This is a genomic window from Faecalispora sporosphaeroides DSM 1294 (assembly GCA_000383295.1).
Taxonomy (GTDB): Bacteria; Bacillota; Clostridia; order Oscillospirales; family Acutalibacteraceae; genus Faecalispora; species Faecalispora sporosphaeroides.
In genome coordinates, this window is the sequence record KB911078.1 from 1 (window position 1) to 17,847 (window position 17,847).

The 17,847-nt window shown below is 55.2% G+C and carries 16 protein-coding genes and 1 pseudogene; 1 reads left to right on the forward strand and 16 read right to left on the reverse strand.

Translation table 11 applies throughout. The features are described 5' to 3' along the window. Window positions 1-148 (forward strand): annotated as a pseudogene (locus G340_RS18535) (IS110 family transposase); the annotation flags it as partial. A 332-nt stretch (window positions 149-480) separates the two neighbouring features. On the opposite strand, the gene G340_RS0115210 reads toward G340_RS18535, so the two are convergent. From G340_RS0115210 to G340_RS0115290, 16 genes are all read right to left on the reverse strand, one after another. Continuing rightward, on the reverse strand, window positions 481-789 hold the full coding sequence (locus G340_RS0115210) for a hypothetical protein (RefSeq protein ID WP_020074500.1): 309 nt from the start codon (window positions 787-789) through the stop codon (window positions 481-483). Window positions 790-807: 18 nt separating this feature from the next. After that, entirely contained in the window at window positions 808-1,386 is a 579-nt protein-coding gene (locus G340_RS17330; protein ID WP_154653245.1) for a hypothetical protein, read from the reverse strand. A 295-nt stretch (window positions 1,387-1,681) separates the two neighbouring features. Then, complete coding sequence (gene dnaJ, locus G340_RS0115225) at window positions 1,682-2,833, reverse strand: molecular chaperone DnaJ (RefSeq protein WP_020074503.1); 1,152 nt, start codon at window positions 2,831-2,833, stop codon at window positions 1,682-1,684. Window positions 2,834-3,065: 232 nt separating this feature from the next. Beyond that, on the reverse strand, window positions 3,066-4,919 hold the full coding sequence (dnaK, locus tag G340_RS0115230; RefSeq protein WP_020074504.1) for a molecular chaperone DnaK: 1,854 nt from the start codon (window positions 4,917-4,919) through the stop codon (window positions 3,066-3,068). Between the two features lie 101 nt (window positions 4,920-5,020). Further along, window positions 5,021-5,599, reverse strand: a complete 579-nt coding sequence (grpE, locus tag G340_RS0115235) for a nucleotide exchange factor GrpE (RefSeq protein WP_020074505.1) — start codon at window positions 5,597-5,599, stop codon at window positions 5,021-5,023. A gap of 71 nt (window positions 5,600-5,670) precedes the next feature. Further along, window positions 5,671-6,696, reverse strand: a complete 1,026-nt coding sequence (gene hrcA, locus G340_RS0115240; protein WP_020074506.1) for a heat-inducible transcriptional repressor HrcA — start codon at window positions 6,694-6,696, stop codon at window positions 5,671-5,673. Between the two features lie 379 nt (window positions 6,697-7,075). After that, a complete protein-coding gene (hgdB, locus tag G340_RS0115245) occupies window positions 7,076-8,230 on the reverse strand; it encodes a (R)-2-hydroxyglutaryl-CoA dehydratase subunit beta (protein WP_020074507.1) in 1,155 nt (384 codons plus the stop codon). Between the two features lie 5 nt (window positions 8,231-8,235). Further along, window positions 8,236-9,525: a 2-hydroxyacyl-CoA dehydratase subunit D gene (locus G340_RS0115250; RefSeq protein WP_020074508.1), complete on the reverse strand. Its 1,290-nt coding sequence runs from the start codon at window positions 9,523-9,525 to the stop codon at window positions 8,236-8,238. Window positions 9,526-9,618: 93 nt separating this feature from the next. Continuing rightward, window positions 9,619-10,407 (reverse strand): (R)-2-hydroxyglutaryl-CoA dehydratase activase HgdC, encoded by a 789-nt coding sequence (gene hgdC, locus G340_RS0115255; RefSeq protein ID WP_020074509.1) that lies wholly within the window; start codon window positions 10,405-10,407, stop codon window positions 9,619-9,621. Between the two features lie 150 nt (window positions 10,408-10,557). Next, window positions 10,558-11,355, reverse strand: coding sequence for a glutaconate CoA-transferase subunit B (gene gctB, locus G340_RS0115260; protein WP_020074510.1), 798 nt, complete (start codon window positions 11,353-11,355; stop codon window positions 10,558-10,560). Further along, a complete protein-coding gene (gene gctA, locus G340_RS0115265) occupies window positions 11,355-12,329 on the reverse strand; it encodes a glutaconate CoA-transferase subunit A (protein ID WP_020074511.1) in 975 nt (324 codons plus the stop codon). Before gctA ends, gctB begins: the two co-directional genes overlap by 1 nt. A 192-nt stretch (window positions 12,330-12,521) precedes the next feature. Further along, window positions 12,522-13,541 carry an electron transfer flavoprotein subunit alpha/FixB family protein gene (locus G340_RS0115270; protein ID WP_020074512.1) on the reverse strand — a complete coding sequence of 340 codons (1,020 nt, stop codon included), beginning with the start codon at window positions 13,539-13,541 and terminating at the stop codon, window positions 12,522-12,524. A gap of 20 nt (window positions 13,542-13,561) precedes the next feature. After that, window positions 13,562-14,341, reverse strand: a complete 780-nt coding sequence (locus G340_RS0115275) for an electron transfer flavoprotein subunit beta/FixA family protein (RefSeq protein WP_020074513.1) — start codon at window positions 14,339-14,341, stop codon at window positions 13,562-13,564. A gap of 13 nt (window positions 14,342-14,354) precedes the next feature. Then, entirely contained in the window at window positions 14,355-15,494 is a 1,140-nt protein-coding gene (locus G340_RS0115280; RefSeq protein ID WP_020074514.1) for an acyl-CoA dehydrogenase, read from the reverse strand. A gap of 32 nt (window positions 15,495-15,526) precedes the next feature. Next, a complete protein-coding gene (locus tag G340_RS0115285) occupies window positions 15,527-16,309 on the reverse strand; it encodes an enoyl-CoA hydratase-related protein (RefSeq protein ID WP_020074515.1) in 783 nt (260 codons plus the stop codon). Between the two features lie 68 nt (window positions 16,310-16,377). Then, window positions 16,378-17,676, reverse strand: coding sequence for an acetyl-CoA hydrolase/transferase family protein (locus G340_RS0115290; RefSeq protein WP_020074516.1), 1,299 nt, complete (start codon window positions 17,674-17,676; stop codon window positions 16,378-16,380). Window positions 17,677-17,847: the final 171 nt, after the last annotated feature.

Below are 17,847 nucleotides of genomic sequence, written 5' to 3' on the forward strand. Positions count from 1 at the left end.
TTACGGACGAGACAAGGCCATAGAGATACGGGAAGCCGCCAGACAATCTATTGGCTCTGTGATGCCTGCGAAGTTGCTGGAGCTGCGGCATACCATCCGCCTAATCTGTGAATTGCACGCTGAGATCGAGGAAATTGAGCCGGCAATCATCACAAGGAAAAGAACCATGTAACCTAACAGCTCATGGCTTTGCTCTTTGGATCTTTCCTCTTTGCAGACATGCCAGATGATCCCCAGAAACACGAGCGTGATCACTCCCAGAAGAAGCTGCGGGGAATACGCCAGAACCGGAATTTCCGGCAGCATAATCACGGTACCGCAAAACAGAAACAGAAATACCCACAGCTTATAAATACCTTTTCTCTCCAGTATCTCCTGCTGGATGCCCAGCCAGTATTTACTGCTCATAATCGCACCTTATTGCTCCTTTTTCACATACCTGAATTGGAATTTGTAAAACTATATGAAGGGATATTTAGATCAAATCACATAATCTGTAATTACGGCAAGCACAATTGCCAATCCAAACCCAACGAAAAAGAAAAGCCGTACAAACTTTTTGTCCTGCATGTACATTTTCCATTCCTTTCCGCTCTTTTGATACAACCAAAGAGAGAAAAGGAAAATAGCACAAAGCAGAACCAAAGACGGCCAAAGCAGAAAAGACTTCAGAATCGCCAAGTCAAAAATGGTGACTGCTTTCAGAATACGGTAACTACTGGAAATCAATACATATGCGACAAAAAAATAAGCTAATAGATGCCACTGTCTTTGCAATTTTTGATTCATAAATCAAACACCCACTAATTAATAATAAAAGTCCCAATCGACCTTGCTATATACCCAATTGAGTTGATTATCATTATCATAGCCGTAAATATAATCGACTGTAAAAACGACCCCCTTAATATCTGTATAATCAGATATTATAGCTTCTGCTACCCCTATTGCCGCGGCAAGCGAAATACCTTTGCTTACAAATTTAACAACCAGGGCTTGCAAACTTAAAGATGTAGTTGCCACTCCAACTTTTATTTGAGTTGTATACCTATCCCCAATAGACGGATTTGAGGGAAATCGAGCCATTAATGTAATTTTACCTGTAGTCGCAGGCAATCTAAAATTCCGTTCTCTTTCTTTTTCCAACTCTAAAAGATATTTAATTTCAGATTCAGATACACCTAGATTTCTCAATCGACTTGTAATTTGTTCTGTTGTCCAATTTTCCTGTTTAATTGAACCCGATTGGATGGAATATCGAGTAAAAGACTGCGACTGAAACTCTGCTCCTGTTTCCTGTTTGGGGGCAGTCGCTGCAGAAGTCGGCATGGCAAACAGGCTCATCAGCATAGTAAGTGTAAGTACAAAACTTAATGCTCTTTTCATTTTACAATCTCCCTTTCTAAGACGCAACTGATTTTTTACGTCTATCAAATCCTGCCGGGATCGAAGGCCTTTGAAAAGCTGAAACGGCAACGCTCTCCTTTCAGACCAAAATCATAATACAAATCTTTTTCAAACAGCCTTCATTAATATGACGTTTGAGAGGGGCTATTTGTTACAAATTTTACCAAAAAAATAAAAATATTTTTTCTGCCATTCTTTTTTGTATGATTTTCACCCACATAGAAAGAAAAAAGGCCTCGCTTTCGCGAAGCCTTTTCATCGGGTACAACACCCGTTATTCTTTTTTTTCTGTATCGAACAGATCCTTGATTTTATCGAAAAAACTCTTGCGCTTCTGGTAGTTGCGCTGTTCATCGCCCGCGCCGTCAAATTCTTTGAGAATTTCCTTCTGGCGGTCCGTCAGGTTCTTCGGCACCTCGATCGTCACGCGCACATACTGGTCGCCGCGCCCGCGGCCGTGAATATTGGGAATCCCCTTGCCGCGCAGCTTAAACACATCGCCCGGCTGGGCGCCGTCGTGCACCTGGTAGCTGACCTTGCCGTCGAGCGTGGGAACGACAACCTCCGCGCCCAAAGCAGCCTGCGCAAATGTGATGGGCATTTCGCACCACACATCGTTGCCGCGGCGCTCGAAGATCGGGTGCGGGCGCACCGTTACAAACACGTGCAGGTCGCCTGCAGGGCCGCCGTTTGTTCCGGCGTCGCCGTGGCCGCCCACATTCAGGGTCTGGCCGTCGTCAATACCGGCCGGAATGGCAATTTCGAGCGTTTTGGTTTTTCTGACACGCCCGGTGCCGCCGCAGGTATGGCAGGGGTGATCGATGATCTTACCCTTTCCGCCGCAGCGGTCGCACCCGCGGCTGGTCTGCACCACGCCGAACGGCGTGCGCTGGCTGACCCGCACCTGGCCGGTACCGCCGCACTGCGGGCAGGTTTTCGTTTCCGTTCCGCTTTCCGCGCCGGAGCCGCCACAGGACTGGCACGATTCAATCCGCTGGTAAGAAACCTGCTTTTTGGTGCCCTTCGCAGCCTCTTCAAACGAGATTGTGACCGATGCCTGCGCGTCGCGCCCGCGCCGGGGCGCGTTGGGGTTTGCGTTGCGCCCCACGCCGAAGCCGCCGAAAAAGCTGTTGAAAATATCGCCCAGATCAATGTCGCCGTCGAAGGGGCTGGCACCGGGGCCGCCGCCAAAATTCGGGTCTACTCCCGCATGGCCGAACTGATCGTATCGCGCTTTCTTCTCTTGATCGGACAAAACCTCGTAAGCCTCGTTGACCTCTTTAAATTTGGCTTCCGCCGTTTTATCCCCCGGGTTCAAATCGGGGTGGTACTGCTTTGCCAGTTTGCGGTAAGCTTTTTTAATTTCGTCTTCCGAGGCATTCTTGGGCACGCCCATTACCTCATAATAATCCCTTTTTTCCGCCAAGCCAAGTCACTCCCACATGGTGCGGCAAGCGGAAAAGCGAATTCCCGCCCGCCCTGGATTTCTATGCCGGGCGGCCGCGCCTGCGCGGCATACCCGACGAAGGGCGGCCGAGGCCACCCTTCGCAATCAACTGTGTTGCTGTACGACACCGCGGGCTCCACGCGCCGCCGTATCGTTTTCATCACGTATCGAATATCATACCACAAAACACCCCGGGTTGAAAATACCGGAATTATTTCTGGCTGTCGTCCACGTCTTTAAAGTCCGCGTCGTACACCGTCTGGCCGTCGCCCGCCGCCGGGCCCTGCTGGGGCTGGCCGCCCATATCGGGAGCCGCCGCGCCGCCCTGCGGGGCACTGGCCTTATATAGCTTCTCAGAAACCGCGTACAGGCTCTTCTGCAGGTCTTCCGTCTTGAGCTTCAGCTCCTCGACGGAAGCAGACGCCAGCATCCCCTTGAGCTCAGAAACCTTCTGGTTCAGCTCGGTCTTATCGGCTTCTTCAATCTTGTCGCCGCTGTCGGTGATCAGCTTCTCAACGGAATAGCACAGGTTTTCCGCCTCGTTTTTGGTGTCGACTTCTTCGCGGCGCTTCTTGTCCTCGGCGGCAAACTGCTCCGCTTCCTTCACGGCCTTGTCGATGTCGTCCTTGCTCATGTTGGTGCTGGAGGTAATCGTGATGTGCTGTTCTTTGCCGGTGCCGAGATCCTTTGCGGATACGTTTACGATGCCGTTGGCATCGATGTCGAAGGTAACCTCGATCTGGGGGATTCCACGGGGTGCGGGAGCGATGCCGTCGAGCTTGAACAGACCCAGCTGCTTGTTGTCGCGGGCAAATTCACGCTCGCCCTGCAGCACGTTAACCTCTACCTGGGTCTGGCCGTCTGCGGCGGTGGAGAACACCTGACTCTTCTTGGTCGGGATGGTGGTGTTGCGCTCAATGATCTTGGTCATGATGCCGCCCATGGTCTCAACGCCCAAAGAAAGAGGAGTAACATCCAGCAGCAGCAGGCCCTGAACCTCGCCGCCCAGAACGCCGGCCTGCAGCGCAGCGCCGATTGCGACGCACTCATCGGGGTTGATGCCCTTGAACGGGTCTTTGCCGGTCAGGTTCTTCACCGCATCCTGTACCGCGGGGATTCTGGAGGAACCGCCGACCATCAGCACCTTGCTGATATCGGAAATCTGGAGGCCGGAGTCCTGCAGTGCCTGACGCACCGGGCCCATGGTCTTTTCCACCAGATCGGCGGTCAGCTCGTTGAACTTTGCACGGGAAAGGGTGAGATCCAAATGCTTCGGGCCGGTGGCGTCCGCCGTGATGAACGGCAGGTTAATGGAGGCGGAGGTCATGCCGGAAAGCTCGATCTTTGCCTTTTCGGCGGCTTCCTTGAGGCGCTGCATCGCCATTTTGTCACCGCTCAGATCAATGCCGCTTTCCTTTTTGAAGCTGTCGATCATCCAGTCCATCACGCGCTTGTCGAAGTCGTCGCCGCCCAAACGGTTGTTGCCGGCGGTGGCGAGAACCTCCTGCACGCCGTCGCCCATCTCGATGATGGACACGTCGAACGTGCCGCCGCCCAGATCGTACACCATCACCTTCTGATCGTTGCCCTTATCGATTCCGTAGGAAAGAGCCGCGGCCGTCGGTTCGTTGATGATTCTCTTGACATCCAGACCGGCAATCTTACCGGCATCCTTTGTCGCCTGACGCTGTGCGTCGGTAAAGTAAGCGGGAACAGTGATGACCGCGGAGGTAACCGATTCGCCCAGGTACGCTTCTGCGTCCGCCTTCAGCTTTTGCAGGATCATCGCGGAGATTTCCTGCGGGGTGTAGCTCTTGCCATCGATATTCACCTTGTAAGAGGAGCCCATTTCTCTTTTAATGGAAGAAATGGTGCGCTCGGGGTTGGTGATGGCCTGGCGCTTTGCCACCTGGCCCACCATGCGCTCGCCGGTTTTGGAAAACGCCACAACAGACGGAGTGGTGCGCGCGCCTTCCGCGTTTGGAATAACGACAGGCTCGCCGCCTTCAATGACAGCTACACAGGAGTTGGTTGTTCCCAAGTCGATACCAATTGTTTTTGCCATACTTATTACCTCCAAAAAGTTAGGTTGTTATTTTCATGAAGTCGAGCCGAATCATTTCGGCTGCCGCCGTCAGACCGCGGCGGAATTTTCTGATCGGGCCGTCAGTTGGCCACTTGTACCATCGCGTGGCGGATGATGCGATCGCCGATGCGGTACCCCTTTTGCAGTACCTCGGCAACGACATTTTCGCCCAGATTTTCGTCCTCGATATGAGAGACGGCGTTGTGTACCTCGGGATCAAACGGTTCGCCCTGCTGGCCGATCACCGTGACGCCCATCTTTTCGAGCGTGCCGTTCAGCTGGGAGAGAACCATTTCAACGCCCTTGCGAAAGTCCTCCACGGAGCCGCCCTGCTGGGCCAGCGCCCGCTCCAGATTGTCGCAGACCGGCAAAACCTTTTCAATGGCATCCGCCGTGGCGTCTGTGTAAACCATTGTTTTCTCGCGCTCGGTGCGCTTGCGGTAATTATCGTATTCCGCCGCGGTGCGCAAAAGCAGATCCTTCTGCTTTGCAAGGTCGGCAGCGGTCTGCTCAAGCTGCTCCCGCAGCTTTTTCAGCTGTTCGTCTCCCGGCGTTTCCGCCTGCGGCTGCTCCGCCGCATTACAATCCTTTTCTTTCTCTGTCTCTGCGGCCTGTTCGGCCTGCTTCGCCGCCTTTTTCGCGGCATCCTGTTTGCTCAAGGAGATTGCCCCTTTCCGCTGCCGTTCCACGGCAGCCCGTCATTCTATTAGTTCAATTTTGAATGGATTGATTATTCCTCCTGACGCAGCTCTGTCAGCAGACGCCCCACTGTGTGGGACAGGTAATCCAGCTTGCCGATCAGCCCCGCGTAATCCATGCGGGTGGGGCCGATGATGCCGATCGCACCGGCGCGCTGGCCGTCAATTGCATACTGCGCCACAATAATGCTCGATTCCCGCAGCTCGGGATGCCGGGTTTCATCCCCGATCATCACGCGAACCTCCTTCTGCGGCTGCAGAAGAAGTTCCGCCAAATCCTGCGGACGCTCCAGAAAATCCATGACTCTGCGGGCGTTGCCGCGTTCAAACTCCGGGTGGAACAGCAGGTTCATCTGCCCGTTGAGGCGCACCTCCGGTTCAACGGATTCCTGCGCGGCCTCCAGCAGCGCCATCAGCACCGAGGACATCATCACCGTGAGGTCACCGAGAGAGGCGGCCAGAGTCTGAATATACGCAGGGGTGACGGCGGCCACGGGCACACCGGCCAAGCGCTCGTTGAGCACGCGGAAAAACACCCGCAGAATCTCAGGGGATAAATCGAATTCGCACCGGAAAATCTGGTGCTTCATTGTGCCCGCCGAGGTCAGCAGAATCAGCATAGCTGTTCTGCGGCTCGTCTGCACAAACTGCAGCGCGCGAATATCCGCTTTTTTGCCCGACGGAGCGGTGGAAACCGCCGCAAAGCGGGTGAGCCCCGCCAGCATATGCGATACGCCCTCCAGCAGCTTCTGCTGGTCGTACGCGCTCGAAAACAGCATTCCGTCCAAATACCGCTGCTCCTCCTGCGTGACGGGCTTAAGACTCATCACCCGGTCGATATACACGCGGTACCCCTTCTGGGAAGGAATCCGCCCGGCGGAGGTATGCGGCTGCTCCAAAAGCCCGATCTCCGCGAGATCGGCCATTTCATTTCTTACCGTGGCGGAGGAAACACCCAAATCGGCGGCCAGCGCTTTCGACCCAACCGGCTCGCCGGTTTTTACATAAGCCTCTACAATCGCTGCCAGCACCTTCAGTTTTCTGTCGCTCAGCTCCATTCCTCTCACCTCATTTTTAGATTTTAGCACTCTATGGTTTTGAGTGCTAACTTCTATTTAATAATTTATCATTCCGTGCCGGGATTGTCAAGATTTCAAATGTAAATTAATTATTAATGTGTACCGGAAAAGCCGCAACATTCCCGGATTTTTACCAAAGCGGCAAATTTTTACCCTTTGGTGTGTTCCTGACGGGTTTCTCATAGAAATACAATTTTTTACTAGAGCAATTATCTTCGGGCAGTTTATGCCGGCGTTGCGCGGGCTTGCCCCTCATTCCGCGGCAAAGCACCAGAACGCTTTTCTTTCAGTAAATAAAGAGTTCGCAAAAAGGCCCCTTTCGGGATTTCTCCCGAAAGGGGCCTTTTTGAAATGTAAATTAAAGAGACTTCAATACGTCGGCAAACGCCTGAATCGCGGTGGCAGCCTGACCGAAGTCGCGCATCTGCTGGTCGATGCCCAGCTTGATGTGCAGGACGCCGGCCTCGTCCAAAGCCTTCTTCAGAGAGGGATACTCCATCTCCTCCGGGTCACAGAACTGCTGCATGAACACGATCAAACCCTGTGCGCCGTTTTCTTTTACCATGTTGGCAACGTACTCGCCGCGGCGGTTTTCAGAGGAATGCTCATCATAAAGCAGAACGTCGTAGTCGAGGCTTGCAAACTGCATAGCCAGGGCCATCATCGGGTCTGCCTGATCCTCCGGAGCGTCGGCACGGAAGGAGCGGCTCTCCTGCGCTACGTCATCCGCAGCGATCGCTACGTTGTTGTCCTCAAAAATCTTGAGGAGGGCCGGGTTATCACAGATGATACCGCTGGTGACGACCTTCACGCCCTTCCAGTCGCAAACCGGCAGCTTTCTGAGCTCTTCGTTGAGCGCTTCGAGCTTCTCGGTGTACTCATCCTTGAGCATGAACCAGGAGGCCTTCAGCACGGCGCTGCGCTTTGTGGGAGTGATCACGTCGCAGTGCTCGCTTGCAAGCTTTACAAACTCGCGGCGGGCAGCACGGCTCTTGTTGTATACCTTAATCGCGTTCTGAATCGCTTCGTCCGTAATCGGAGCGCCGCTGATTTCTTCCAGCGCTTTTCTGACGTTGGTGTACTGATCCACACAGAACTTCAGGCCGTAAGCGGGCTTGCGGTTCTGGGGATGTGCCAAAAAGATGGTAGGCATCTTCTCGTACTTGGCCATCGCCACGCGGATGTTCTGGCTCATCGGGCGCAGGGTGTCGCAAATGGTGGGAGTGATCACGCCGTCGAGCTGATCGAGCGTGCCGTCCAGCAGCATTTCGAGGCCCAGCTGTGCGATGGTGCAGTAGAACGTCGCGCAGTATTCCTTCGCCAAAGAGATGGTTTTGTCGTTGCTGCCCCAGAGGCCCATGGGAACCATTCCTGCGGCATGAACAAGCTCTTCGGGCGCATAGTAGGGCATGATGCCGATCACTTTTTTGCCCTGTGCTTTAAAATTCGCCAGCTGCTTTCCGGGATGTGCGGCAACACTGGCCAGCTCGCTGATCATCGATTCGATACTCATGTTCGTTAGCCCTCCTTCGCAGCTTTAGTTGCTTCCATCGCTTCAACAAGACCCTGTACGCGTGTTTCGTACTGAGCGGCGTTGAAGTTGCGGGGATCCGCCTGGTCGCCGTCGAACGCGGCGCAGGGAATGCCCAGGTCTGCGGTAAAGCGGCGCTGCATTTCGGGCATATAGCCGGACCACGGCTTGCAGCTGCGGTTGTAATGAACCAGAACGCCGTCTACCTTATTGTCGCGGCAGAGGCCCTCACGCCATTCCACACCCTGCTCCAGGCAAACGCTGTTCGGGGCTTTGCAGTATGCACGACACAGATCATCCAGACCGTCGTATACGAAACCAAACGCGGGCGCATACACAACAGCGGTTACGTTCAAGCCGGCACTCTTGAGGGGCTTAAACAGCGCTCTCAGATCAGGCCAGCAGGGAATCCCCTCGAACATAATACGGTATTTCTCTTCAAACGGCAGGGTAGAGGTACCGTTCTTTACGTGCTCCTCGAGCTCGGTGGCCAGCAGCTCAAACGCTTCGGCGGTTGCCTGCTTGCCGCGGGCGGTAACAACGTCCGCCATGTGGTTGAACAGGTCGAAGCCGGACATCGGGGAGGGCTCGTACCGGCAGTAGTCGCAGACCTTCAGCCATGCCTTCGCGGTGCGGTTTGCGTTCGCGCATACCTGCTCAAATTTCTTTTCATCAAACTTATTGCCGGAGATCTTCTCCAGCTGCTTGATTGCGTCCTCAAACTGGGCGCGAATATACGCCACCTGGCTCTCGTCCACGTGGGTGGTATTGTTGTAGGGAACATCGATCATGATGAGCGGAATGTTGTGCATACGAGCGATATTCTCGTACCATTTCGTCATGCAGTTGCAGATGTTGTTGCAGCACAGAACGAAGTCGGGCTGGGGCATCTGGCGGGACACGTTGGTGGTCTCCACGCCGGAGGCATAGGCCAGGCTGATGCGGGCATAGCCGCAGATGTCTGCGTCAAAGCCCAGGTTCTCCGCTTCCACGCACAGGCGCTCGCCGTCATGCTGCGCGGCGATACCGGCGGCCTGATTTTCGGGATATACAACGGCCAGGTCGAGGGCTTCCGCAATTTCGCAGGGGAATTTGGAAGAAGACCAGCCCACCGGGCGGCCCGCTTTCTTTGCTTCCCAAGCGGCAGCGTAAACGTCGGAAACGACTTTACGCAGAGCAGTTACACCGGGGCTGGCGGGTTTTGCAGGTTTCTTGGCAGGCGCCGCAGCTGCGGGAGCAGTCTGCTCGGCGGGTGCTGTCTTTTCGATTTCTGCCATAGTTCACTCGCTCCTTTTAAAATAATAGTAACAAAGGGTTTCTAACGTGTGGGGAGCTCCCACACCGACGAAAAATCATTCTATTGCCTGGCGCTATTTCTTGCGGGTCGCCTTTTGGTACGCAAACAGCGCCGCGCCAAGCGCACCGGCATACTGAGCCAGGGGAGAGGTGTAGACCTTATGGCCGAGCTCCTCCTCCAGCGCTGCGACAACACCGACATTCTGCGCCACACCGCCGGTCATAACAACCTGGTCGCGCACACCGACACGGCGTGCCAGACCGCTCATACGGGCGGCGATAGAGTGGTGGATACCGTTGATGATGTCGTGCATATCGCTGCCTTGCGCCAGCTGGCTGATCACTTCGCTTTCAGCGAAAACCGTACAGGTAGAACTGATCGCTACCCGTTTGGTGGACTTTGCCCCCAAATCGCCCAGTTCGGCGACTTTCACCTCCAGCACGCGGGCCATTACATCGAGAAAGCGCCCCGTGCCGGCGGCACACTTGTCGTTCATCTGGAAATTGACCATAACGCCATTGTCAATCTGAAGCACCTTCATGTCCTGTCCGCCGATGTCAATGACCGTGTGAACCTCCGGAAACAGGTAGTATGCGCCTCTTGCATGACAGCTCAGCTCACTCATCTGGTCATCCACGATATCAAGCGAATTACGCCCGTAGCCGGTGCCAAGAATAAAGCTCATGTCTTCTTTTTTCATTCCGCAGTTATCCAGCACCTCTTTGATCGCGCGCTCGGGGCCGCTGGTACCGGCACCCACTGAAACCAGAGATTTGCTGACGATCTCCTGCCCGTCCTTCACAATCACACATTTAGACGTGGTGGAACCAACGTCGATGCCTAACGTATACTTTGCTTCCATAGTAACCTTCCTACCAATTGGCTTTTTGAACTCGGTATCGGCATTTCAAGCCGAATCGGCCTGAAACCGCCAAACAGTCGAACCCCCTGCGCCGCCGGCGGAGCCTCAAACAAAGCTCCGCCGCGTGCAAGGAATGAATATCAACGATAATTACTCTTTGGGAACTTTGATGAAGACCTGGCCGGGATCGATCTCTTCGCGGATCGCCTTGATGACTTCCGGAGAGGGCGGAGCCAGCAGCTCTGCTCTGGAGGTGTCAATCTCAAAGCCGGTATTCTCTACGATCTCCTCAATGGAGGAGGACTCGTAGTAACCCGCCAGATACATTCTCTTGGTCTTCTCGTCAAACTTCATAACGCCCTTGTCGGTAACAACCATCAGCGGGCCGCGGTTCTGGGGCAGACCTGCCTTCTTGCGTCCGTCGGGGCCGCCGGTCATCCAGCCGGGGCTGGTAATGTAATCGATCTTCTCAGTGAAGCGGCGCTTTTCGTGCTGCATCATGAGAACGGTATTGACATACGTTGCAATACCGTTCGCTCCGCCGGAGCCGGAGAAACGGGTCTTCGGATGATGGTAATCGCCCATGGAGGTGGAGTTGACATTGCCGTAAGGGTCAATTTCAGCGCCGCCGATGAAGGCGATCATTCTGTCTCTGTTCTTGAGCCACTCGTTGGCCTGGAAGCCAATGTAGCGAACCGGAGGCCACTGCACCGCGCAGTGCGCCATAAAGCGGCAGTCACCGACAGAGGTGGGAACCTGAACGGGATCGCAGTCGATCAGGCCGCTCTCAACAATGAGTGTGCAGCCGGGGGAAAATATCTTCTTGGCAACAGTTGCGCCGATGAGAGGAAGACCTGTTCCAACAATCGCGATATGATCGTTGGTGATCGCGCGGGCAATCGTAATTGCCTGCATTTCTTTGTTGGTGTAATTCGTGTAGTTAGCCATTACTTCTTCTCCTCCTTCGCCTGTGCCGTCATATCAACATGGTAGCCGAGACCCGGAACAACCTTGAGGTTGGCCAGCCTGGCGCCGCCTACCTTGTTGAGGTAGTCCTCGTGTGTCGGGGTGGAGAATACCCACTCCTGGCAGAAAGCGTCGAACGCTTCCTGTGTTTTGGAGGCAACATCGTATTCTTTATAATATTTGGAATCGTAGTCATAGTAGTCGTAGCACTGGGACGGATGCGCACCGTGCGGGGCATGAACAACGGCATCCACGCAGAAGCCGGGGATGGTGTTCGCGTTGGGATCGCGGCGGATATACTCATCGGAAACCAGCTCTTCGCAGGTAACAATGACCTTCTTCGCAGCGCCCGCAATATCGGTATCCTGGAACTCGTCGCCCAGAATGCGGCAGGTTCCGTCGGGGGAAGCCATCTGCACATGAATGACGGCAACGTCAATCTCCGGCACAGGCAGGAGCAGCAGCTTCTCTTCGGGGTTCATGGGATTCTGCTCAATGACGAACTTTTCATCGGGCAGCTTGTCAATGGTCTTTCTGATCTCTTTGGAAATGCCCCACTTATCGGCAAGGCCGGTACCCATCATCAGGCGGCTGGGAACATAGGGGAATCCCAGAGCAGCGGCATGGAACATCAGCATAACAGCATCCTGTGAGTAGTCCTCAAAAAGAATGTCGCCGTTTTCAATCGCCGCGCGGAACCGTCTGGATACGTTGGTATAGCCGGAGTTTGCGGTGTAGCAGTTGATGTACGCTTTCACACGCCCGCAGCCGATGAGCAAATCCGCATCACCGCCGTTGGCGCCCGCATTTAAAATAAAGTCTTTCTTGCCTTGTCTGAGGATTTCATGCACGGCGGCAAAGGGCTTTCTGTTGGTGGTAAAGCCACCGATCGCAATACTGTCACCGTCGTTTACGAATTTAGCTACTGCTTCAGATAGCGTATACACTTTTCCCACGGTAAAACCTCCAATTTAAGTATGATGGATGGAATCGGCCGGCAAAACTGGTCGGCTCCATCTGAAAAAAAGCAATTTTCAGCGCGGCAGCGCGCGTGGATTCGCATTGGGCCGGGGAAAACCCGCGCGGCGGCGCGGAAGCCTCCAAATGCAAAATCCTTGCGCGCTGCCGTGCTGAGAGCCTGAAATGAATCAGGCGTTGCTCTTTTCTTCCTTGGCTTTTCTCACCTGCTCTGTGAACAGAGGCAGGATTTTCATCGCGTCGCCCACAACGCCGTAATCCGCCACCTCAAAGATGGGAGCGCTGGGGTCTTTGTTGATCGCGATGATCACATCCGACTCTTCCATGCCAGCCAAGTGCTGGATGGCGCCGGAAATGCCGCAGGCAATATACAGGTTCGGGCGAACCGTTTTACCGGTCTGGCCAACCTGGCGGTCTTTCTCAACCCAGCCTGCGTCAACCGCAGTACGGGAGGAAGAAACTGTGCCGCCCAAAACGTCGGCCAGTTCTTCGAGGAGCTTAAAGTTCTCGGGTCCGCCCATGCCGCGTCCGCCGGAAACCAGAACGTTGGCCTCCTGAATATCCATCTTCTCGCTGATCTTTTTGATCACTTCAACAACTTCCACGTTGACATGCTCGGCCAGATCCGGAACGGAGAAGGACTCTACCACCGGGTGGGCGTTGTCCACCGGGGTCAGTCGCTGCATTACGCCGGGGCGAACGGTCGCCATCTGGGGGCGGAAGTCCGCGCAGGCGATGGTCGCCATGATGTTGCCGCCGAATGCGGGGCGGGTCATCAGCAGGTTGCCGGTGCCCTCTTCGATTTCCAGCGAGGTGCAGTCGGCGGTCAGGCCGGTGTGTACTCTGGCGGAAATACGGGGAGCCAGATCGCGGCCGATGGCGGTTGCGCCGTACAGCACGATCTCAGGCTGATATTTTTTTACGATTTCGGTAATAACATGCGCATAAGGCTCGGTGGTATAAGTTTCCAGAATTGGATCCTCCGCGATGACAACGCGGTCCGCGCCATAACGGCCCAGCTGCTCCGGCAGATGGCCGATTTTGTTACCCAATACCACGGCGGTAACTTCTGTGTTCAGATCTTTGGCCAAAGCCTTGCTTTTGCCGATCAGTTCCAGCGCAACGTTGGACAGCTTTCCGTCCACCTGCTGGGCAAATACGAATATTCCCTTATATGCTTCGTTACTCATAATTCCTCACCACTTTCCTACTACAGAATGAATTTTTCACGCAGACGGTCGGTCAGCCAGTTGGCTGACTCTTCGGGCTCCATCGTTACAATGGTGCCCTGTCCCTTCACCGCCTTGGTGAAGGACTTCTTCACGCGGGTGGGGGAGCCCTTGAGGCCGATGTTGCTGTCGTCAACATCGAGGTCGGCTCTGTGCCACTCGATAATTTCTTTCTGGAAGGCGTCAAAAATGCCGCCGGGAGTCATATAGCGGGGTTCATTCAATTCGGCCAAAGCGGTGATCAGGCAGGGGGTTTTGACGCGAACGATGTGATAGCGGTCTTCATACTGGCGCTTTACCTTGAGGGTATCGCCTTCCACCCACAGCTCTTCCGCATAGCTTACGTTGGGCAGGCCGAGGTGCTCGGCGATCTGCGGGCCAACCTGTGCGGTGTCGCCGTCGATGGCCTGGCGGCCGGTGATGATGAGATCGTAATCCAGCTTGGAAATAGCGGAGGCCAGAGTGGAGGAAGTGGCCCAGGTGTCGGCGCCGCCGAACGCGCGGTCGGTCACAAGAATCGCTTCATCCGCGCCCATGGCCAGAGCCTCGCGCAGAGCGATGGCCGCCTGAGGCGGGCCCATGGTCAGCACGGTAACATGCGCGCCTACCTGATCTTTCAAACGGAGGGCAGCCTCAAGGCCAGCCTTGTCGTCCGGATTGATAATGCTGGGAACACCCTCACGAATCAGGGTTCCTGTCGTCTGGTCCAGCTTTACCTCATTGGTATCCGGAACCTGCTTGATGCTTACAACGATTTTCACTGCGTGCCCCCCCTTATTTCAAAAGCGCATTGGAAATAACCATGCGCTGCACTTCACTGGTGCCTTCGTAGATTTCGGTGATCTTCGCGTCGCGCATCATGCGCTCCACGGGGTATTCTCTGGTGTAGCCGTAGCCGCCGAAGAGCTGTACGCACTCGGTGGTAACCGCCATAGCGGTTTCTGCCGCAAACAACTTCGCCATCGCAGCCTCGCTAGAGAACTTGGCGCCGGCCTGCTTGAGCATTGCCGCACGGTAAACGAGCAGCTTTGCGGCGTCGATCTTCGTCTTCATGTCCGCAATGCGGAACTGCGTGTTCTGGAACGCGGCAATCGAACGGCCGAACTGCTTTCTCTCTTTTACATACTTGATGGTTTCGTCCAGAGCGCCCTCGGCAATGCCCAGCGCCTGCGCGGCAATACCGATGCGGCCGCCGTCCAGCGTGGTCATGGCAACGGTAAAGCCCTTGCCCTCCTGGCCGAGCAGGTTCTCTTTGGGAACGATGCAGTTCTCAAATACCAGCTCTGTGGTAGCGGAGCCGCGAATGCCCATCTTCTTCTCTTTTTTGCCGATGGAAAAGCCCGGGAAGTCCTTCTCTACGATAAACGCGGAGATGCCCTTCACGCCCTTGGATTTATCGGTCATGGCGAACACGACATAAATGTCGGCCACGCCGCCGTTGGTGATGAAAATCTTGCTGCCGTTGAGCACATAGTGGTCGCCCTCCAGCACAGCCTTGGTCTGCTGGCCCGAAGCGTCGGTGCCTGCACCGGGCTCGGTCAGGCCGAATGCGCCAAGCTTTTTGCCGGAAGCGAGCGGAACAAGATATTTTTCCTTCTGCTCTTTGGTGCCGAACTTGTAAATCGGGTCGGCACAAAGAGAGGTATGTGCGGAAACGATAACGCCCGTTGTACCGCACACCTTCGACAGTTCCTCCACGCACAGGATGTAGGTCAGAACATCGCAGCCCTGGCCGCCGAACTCCTTCGGGTACGGAATGCCGAAAAAGCCGTACTTCTTCATTTTTTCAACGGTCTCTGCCGGAAAGCGCTCTTCCTCATCAATGTCGTGAGCTAAGGGCTTTACTTCCTTTTCTGCAAAGGCCGCGAACATTTCCCGAGCCATCGACTGCTCGTTGTTCAGCTCAAAATTCATATCGATCCCCCTGATTTTTAATTATGAAAAATTTATTTGCCAACGAACGGCGCGGGCTTGCGTTTCTCCACAAACGCACCCATCGCTTCCCGCTGATCCTGAGTTTCAAAACAATCGCCAAAGTGCCTGGCCTCCAGCTCGGCAGCCTCCCACAAGCCAAGGCCAACACCCTCGTTAATGGCGCGCTTTGCGTTCTGCACGGCCACCGGAGCGTTTGCGGCAATCTTCAGCGCCAGCTCCTCGGCCTTTGCAAGCAGCTCTTCGGGCGCGTACACCGCGTTGACCAGGCCGATTGCGAGGGCCTCTTCCGCCTTTACTCTGCCGGCGGTAAATACCATTTCCTTCGCTTTGCCGGGGCCGATCGCCCTGGCCAGCTTCTGCATGCCGCCCCACCCGGGAGTGATGCCAAGGCCCACCTCGGGAAGCGCAAACACCGCTTTTTCAGACGCAAGGCGAATGTCGCACGCGAGAGAAAGCTCACAGCCGCCGCCCAGAGCAAAGCCGTTGACCGCCGCGATCACAGGGGCGGGGAACTGCTCCACCAGATGATAAATCCTGTCGCCGAGCAGGCCAAATTCTTCGCCCTGCTGCTTTGTCAGATTGCGCATTTCGCCAATGTCGGCACCGGCCACAAAAGCCTTTTCGCCTGCTCCGGTGATGATCAGGCAGCGGATACCGCTTTGCTTTGCCTGCTCCAGCGCCTGCTCCAGATCCTTCATGACCTCCAGGTTTACCGCGTTGAGCGCCTGGGGCCGGTTCATGGTCAGAATCCCGATGAGATTGTCATGCTTTGCTTCAAATGTAACCAGACTCATCTGTGTCCCTCCTGACTGTTCCCTGCGGCATTCGGCAGGGCCTCTTGTTTTTATTCTTCTATATGTTCTTAATAGGTTGTATGGAAACGCTTTTCAAATTCCTCTTTTAAGGAATCACGGAAATCCGGGTGGGCAATCTTAATCAGGCTGCGGGCTCTGTCTCGCGTCGTGTGCCCGCGCAGCTCCGCGATCCCGTACTCCGTCACAACGTACTGAACGTCGTTGCGGGAGGTGGTCACCGCCGACCACTGATCGATAAACGGCACGATCTTCGACACCTTGCCGCCCGCCGCCGTGGAATTCATCGCCAGAATCGAACGCCCGCCGCGGCTCATGGAAGCGCCGCGGATAAAGTCGATCTGCCCGCCCACGCCGCTGATCTGTACCGGCCCGATGCTTTCGGATACCACCTGGCCCAGAAGGTCGATCTGCACGCAGGAGTTGATCGACACCAGATTATCGTTTTTCGCGATAATCACAGGGTCGTTGACATAATTGACGGGGTACATTTCCACCGCCGGATTGTTATGAACATAATCGTACAAACGCCGTGTGCCCATCAGGAAGGTTGCAACGCTCTTCCCTCTGTGCAGCGTCTTTTTGGAATTGTTGATCACGCCGGCTTCCACCAGCTCGACCACGCCGTCCGAGAACATTTCCGTATGGATGCCGAGATCTTTCTTCTCTTTGAGGAACAGGAGCACCGCGTCCGGAATCGCGCCGATTCCCAACTGCAGGGTATCTCCGTCCCTGATCAGCTCGGCGCAGTGGCCGCCGATCTTCTTTTCAATCTCGGTAATTTTGGGGGCGCCAAGCTCAAGAATCGGATCGTTACACTCCACGATGCAGTCCATCTCGCTCACATGAATAAAGCAGTCGCCCAGCGTGCGGGGCATATTCTCATTCACCTGCGCGATGACCAGCTTTGCCACCTCCGCGGCATGTTTTTGGTAGTCCACCGTTACGCCGTAGCTGCACCAGCCGTGCTCGTCGGGGGTGGAAACGTGGATCAGCGCCACATCCACCGGCAGAGTGGTGTCGAACAGCTCGGGCACCTTGTGGAAAAAGCAGGGCGTATAGTCGCCGATGCCGGCCTCAATGGTGGCCCGGGTCGAGCCGCCTACAAAAATGGAGTTGTGGATAAAGTGCCCTTCCATCTCCGGCGCGGCGTAGGGCGCTTTTGCCAAAGGTACCATGTGGGCAATTTCCACGTTCTTCAGATCATCTTTTCGCGCAACCAGCGCATTGATCAAATGAATCGGCGCGCCCGCCGCGTTGGGCGTTACCACCCTGTCGCCGGAACGAACGCGAGCCACCGCTTCCTCCGCGGTCATTTTTCGCTGCGCGTACAGATCTTTCCAATCCATATTTAAACTCCTCATCCAAAGATAATGCCGTGCCCGGGGAACCCGCCGCCCGATGCGGCCCGCCCCAAGCTCCCGGTGCTCCGGAAATATTCTCCGCCGGCGTGAAGCGCCGCTTCCCCGCCGGGGCCCGGCCCGTTCAGCCGGGAACCAAGGAAAAATCCCGGCGCACTC

Coding starts and splice junctions, on each gene's coding strand:
- G340_RS0115210 (WP_020074500.1), bottom strand. CDS start 789: ATGAATCAAAAATTGCAAAGACAGTGGCATCTATTAGCTTATTTTTTT.
- G340_RS17330 (WP_154653245.1), bottom strand. CDS start 1,386: ATGAAAAGAGCATTAAGTTTTGTACTTACACTTACTATGCTGATGAGC.
- dnaK (WP_020074504.1), bottom strand. CDS start 4,919: ATGGCAAAAACAATTGGTATCGACTTGGGAACAACCAACTCCTGTGTA.
- hrcA (WP_020074506.1), bottom strand. CDS start 6,696: ATGGAGCTGAGCGACAGAAAACTGAAGGTGCTGGCAGCGATTGTAGAG.
- hgdB (WP_020074507.1), bottom strand. CDS start 8,230: ATGAGTATCGAATCGATGATCAGCGAGCTGGCCAGTGTTGCCGCACAT.
- G340_RS0115250 (WP_020074508.1), bottom strand. CDS start 9,525: ATGGCAGAAATCGAAAAGACAGCACCCGCCGAGCAGACTGCTCCCGCA.
- hgdC (WP_020074509.1), bottom strand. CDS start 10,407: ATGGAAGCAAAGTATACGTTAGGCATCGACGTTGGTTCCACCACGTCT.
- gctB (WP_020074510.1), bottom strand. CDS start 11,355: ATGGCTAACTACACGAATTACACCAACAAAGAAATGCAGGCAATTACG.
- G340_RS0115270 (WP_020074512.1), bottom strand. CDS start 13,541: ATGAGTAACGAAGCATATAAGGGAATATTCGTATTTGCCCAGCAGGTG.
- G340_RS0115280 (WP_020074514.1), bottom strand. CDS start 15,494: ATGAATTTTGAGCTGAACAACGAGCAGTCGATGGCTCGGGAAATGTTC.
- G340_RS0115285 (WP_020074515.1), bottom strand. CDS start 16,309: ATGAGTCTGGTTACATTTGAAGCAAAGCATGACAATCTCATCGGGATT.
- G340_RS0115290 (WP_020074516.1), bottom strand. CDS start 17,676: ATGGATTGGAAAGATCTGTACGCGCAGCGAAAAATGACCGCGGAGGAA.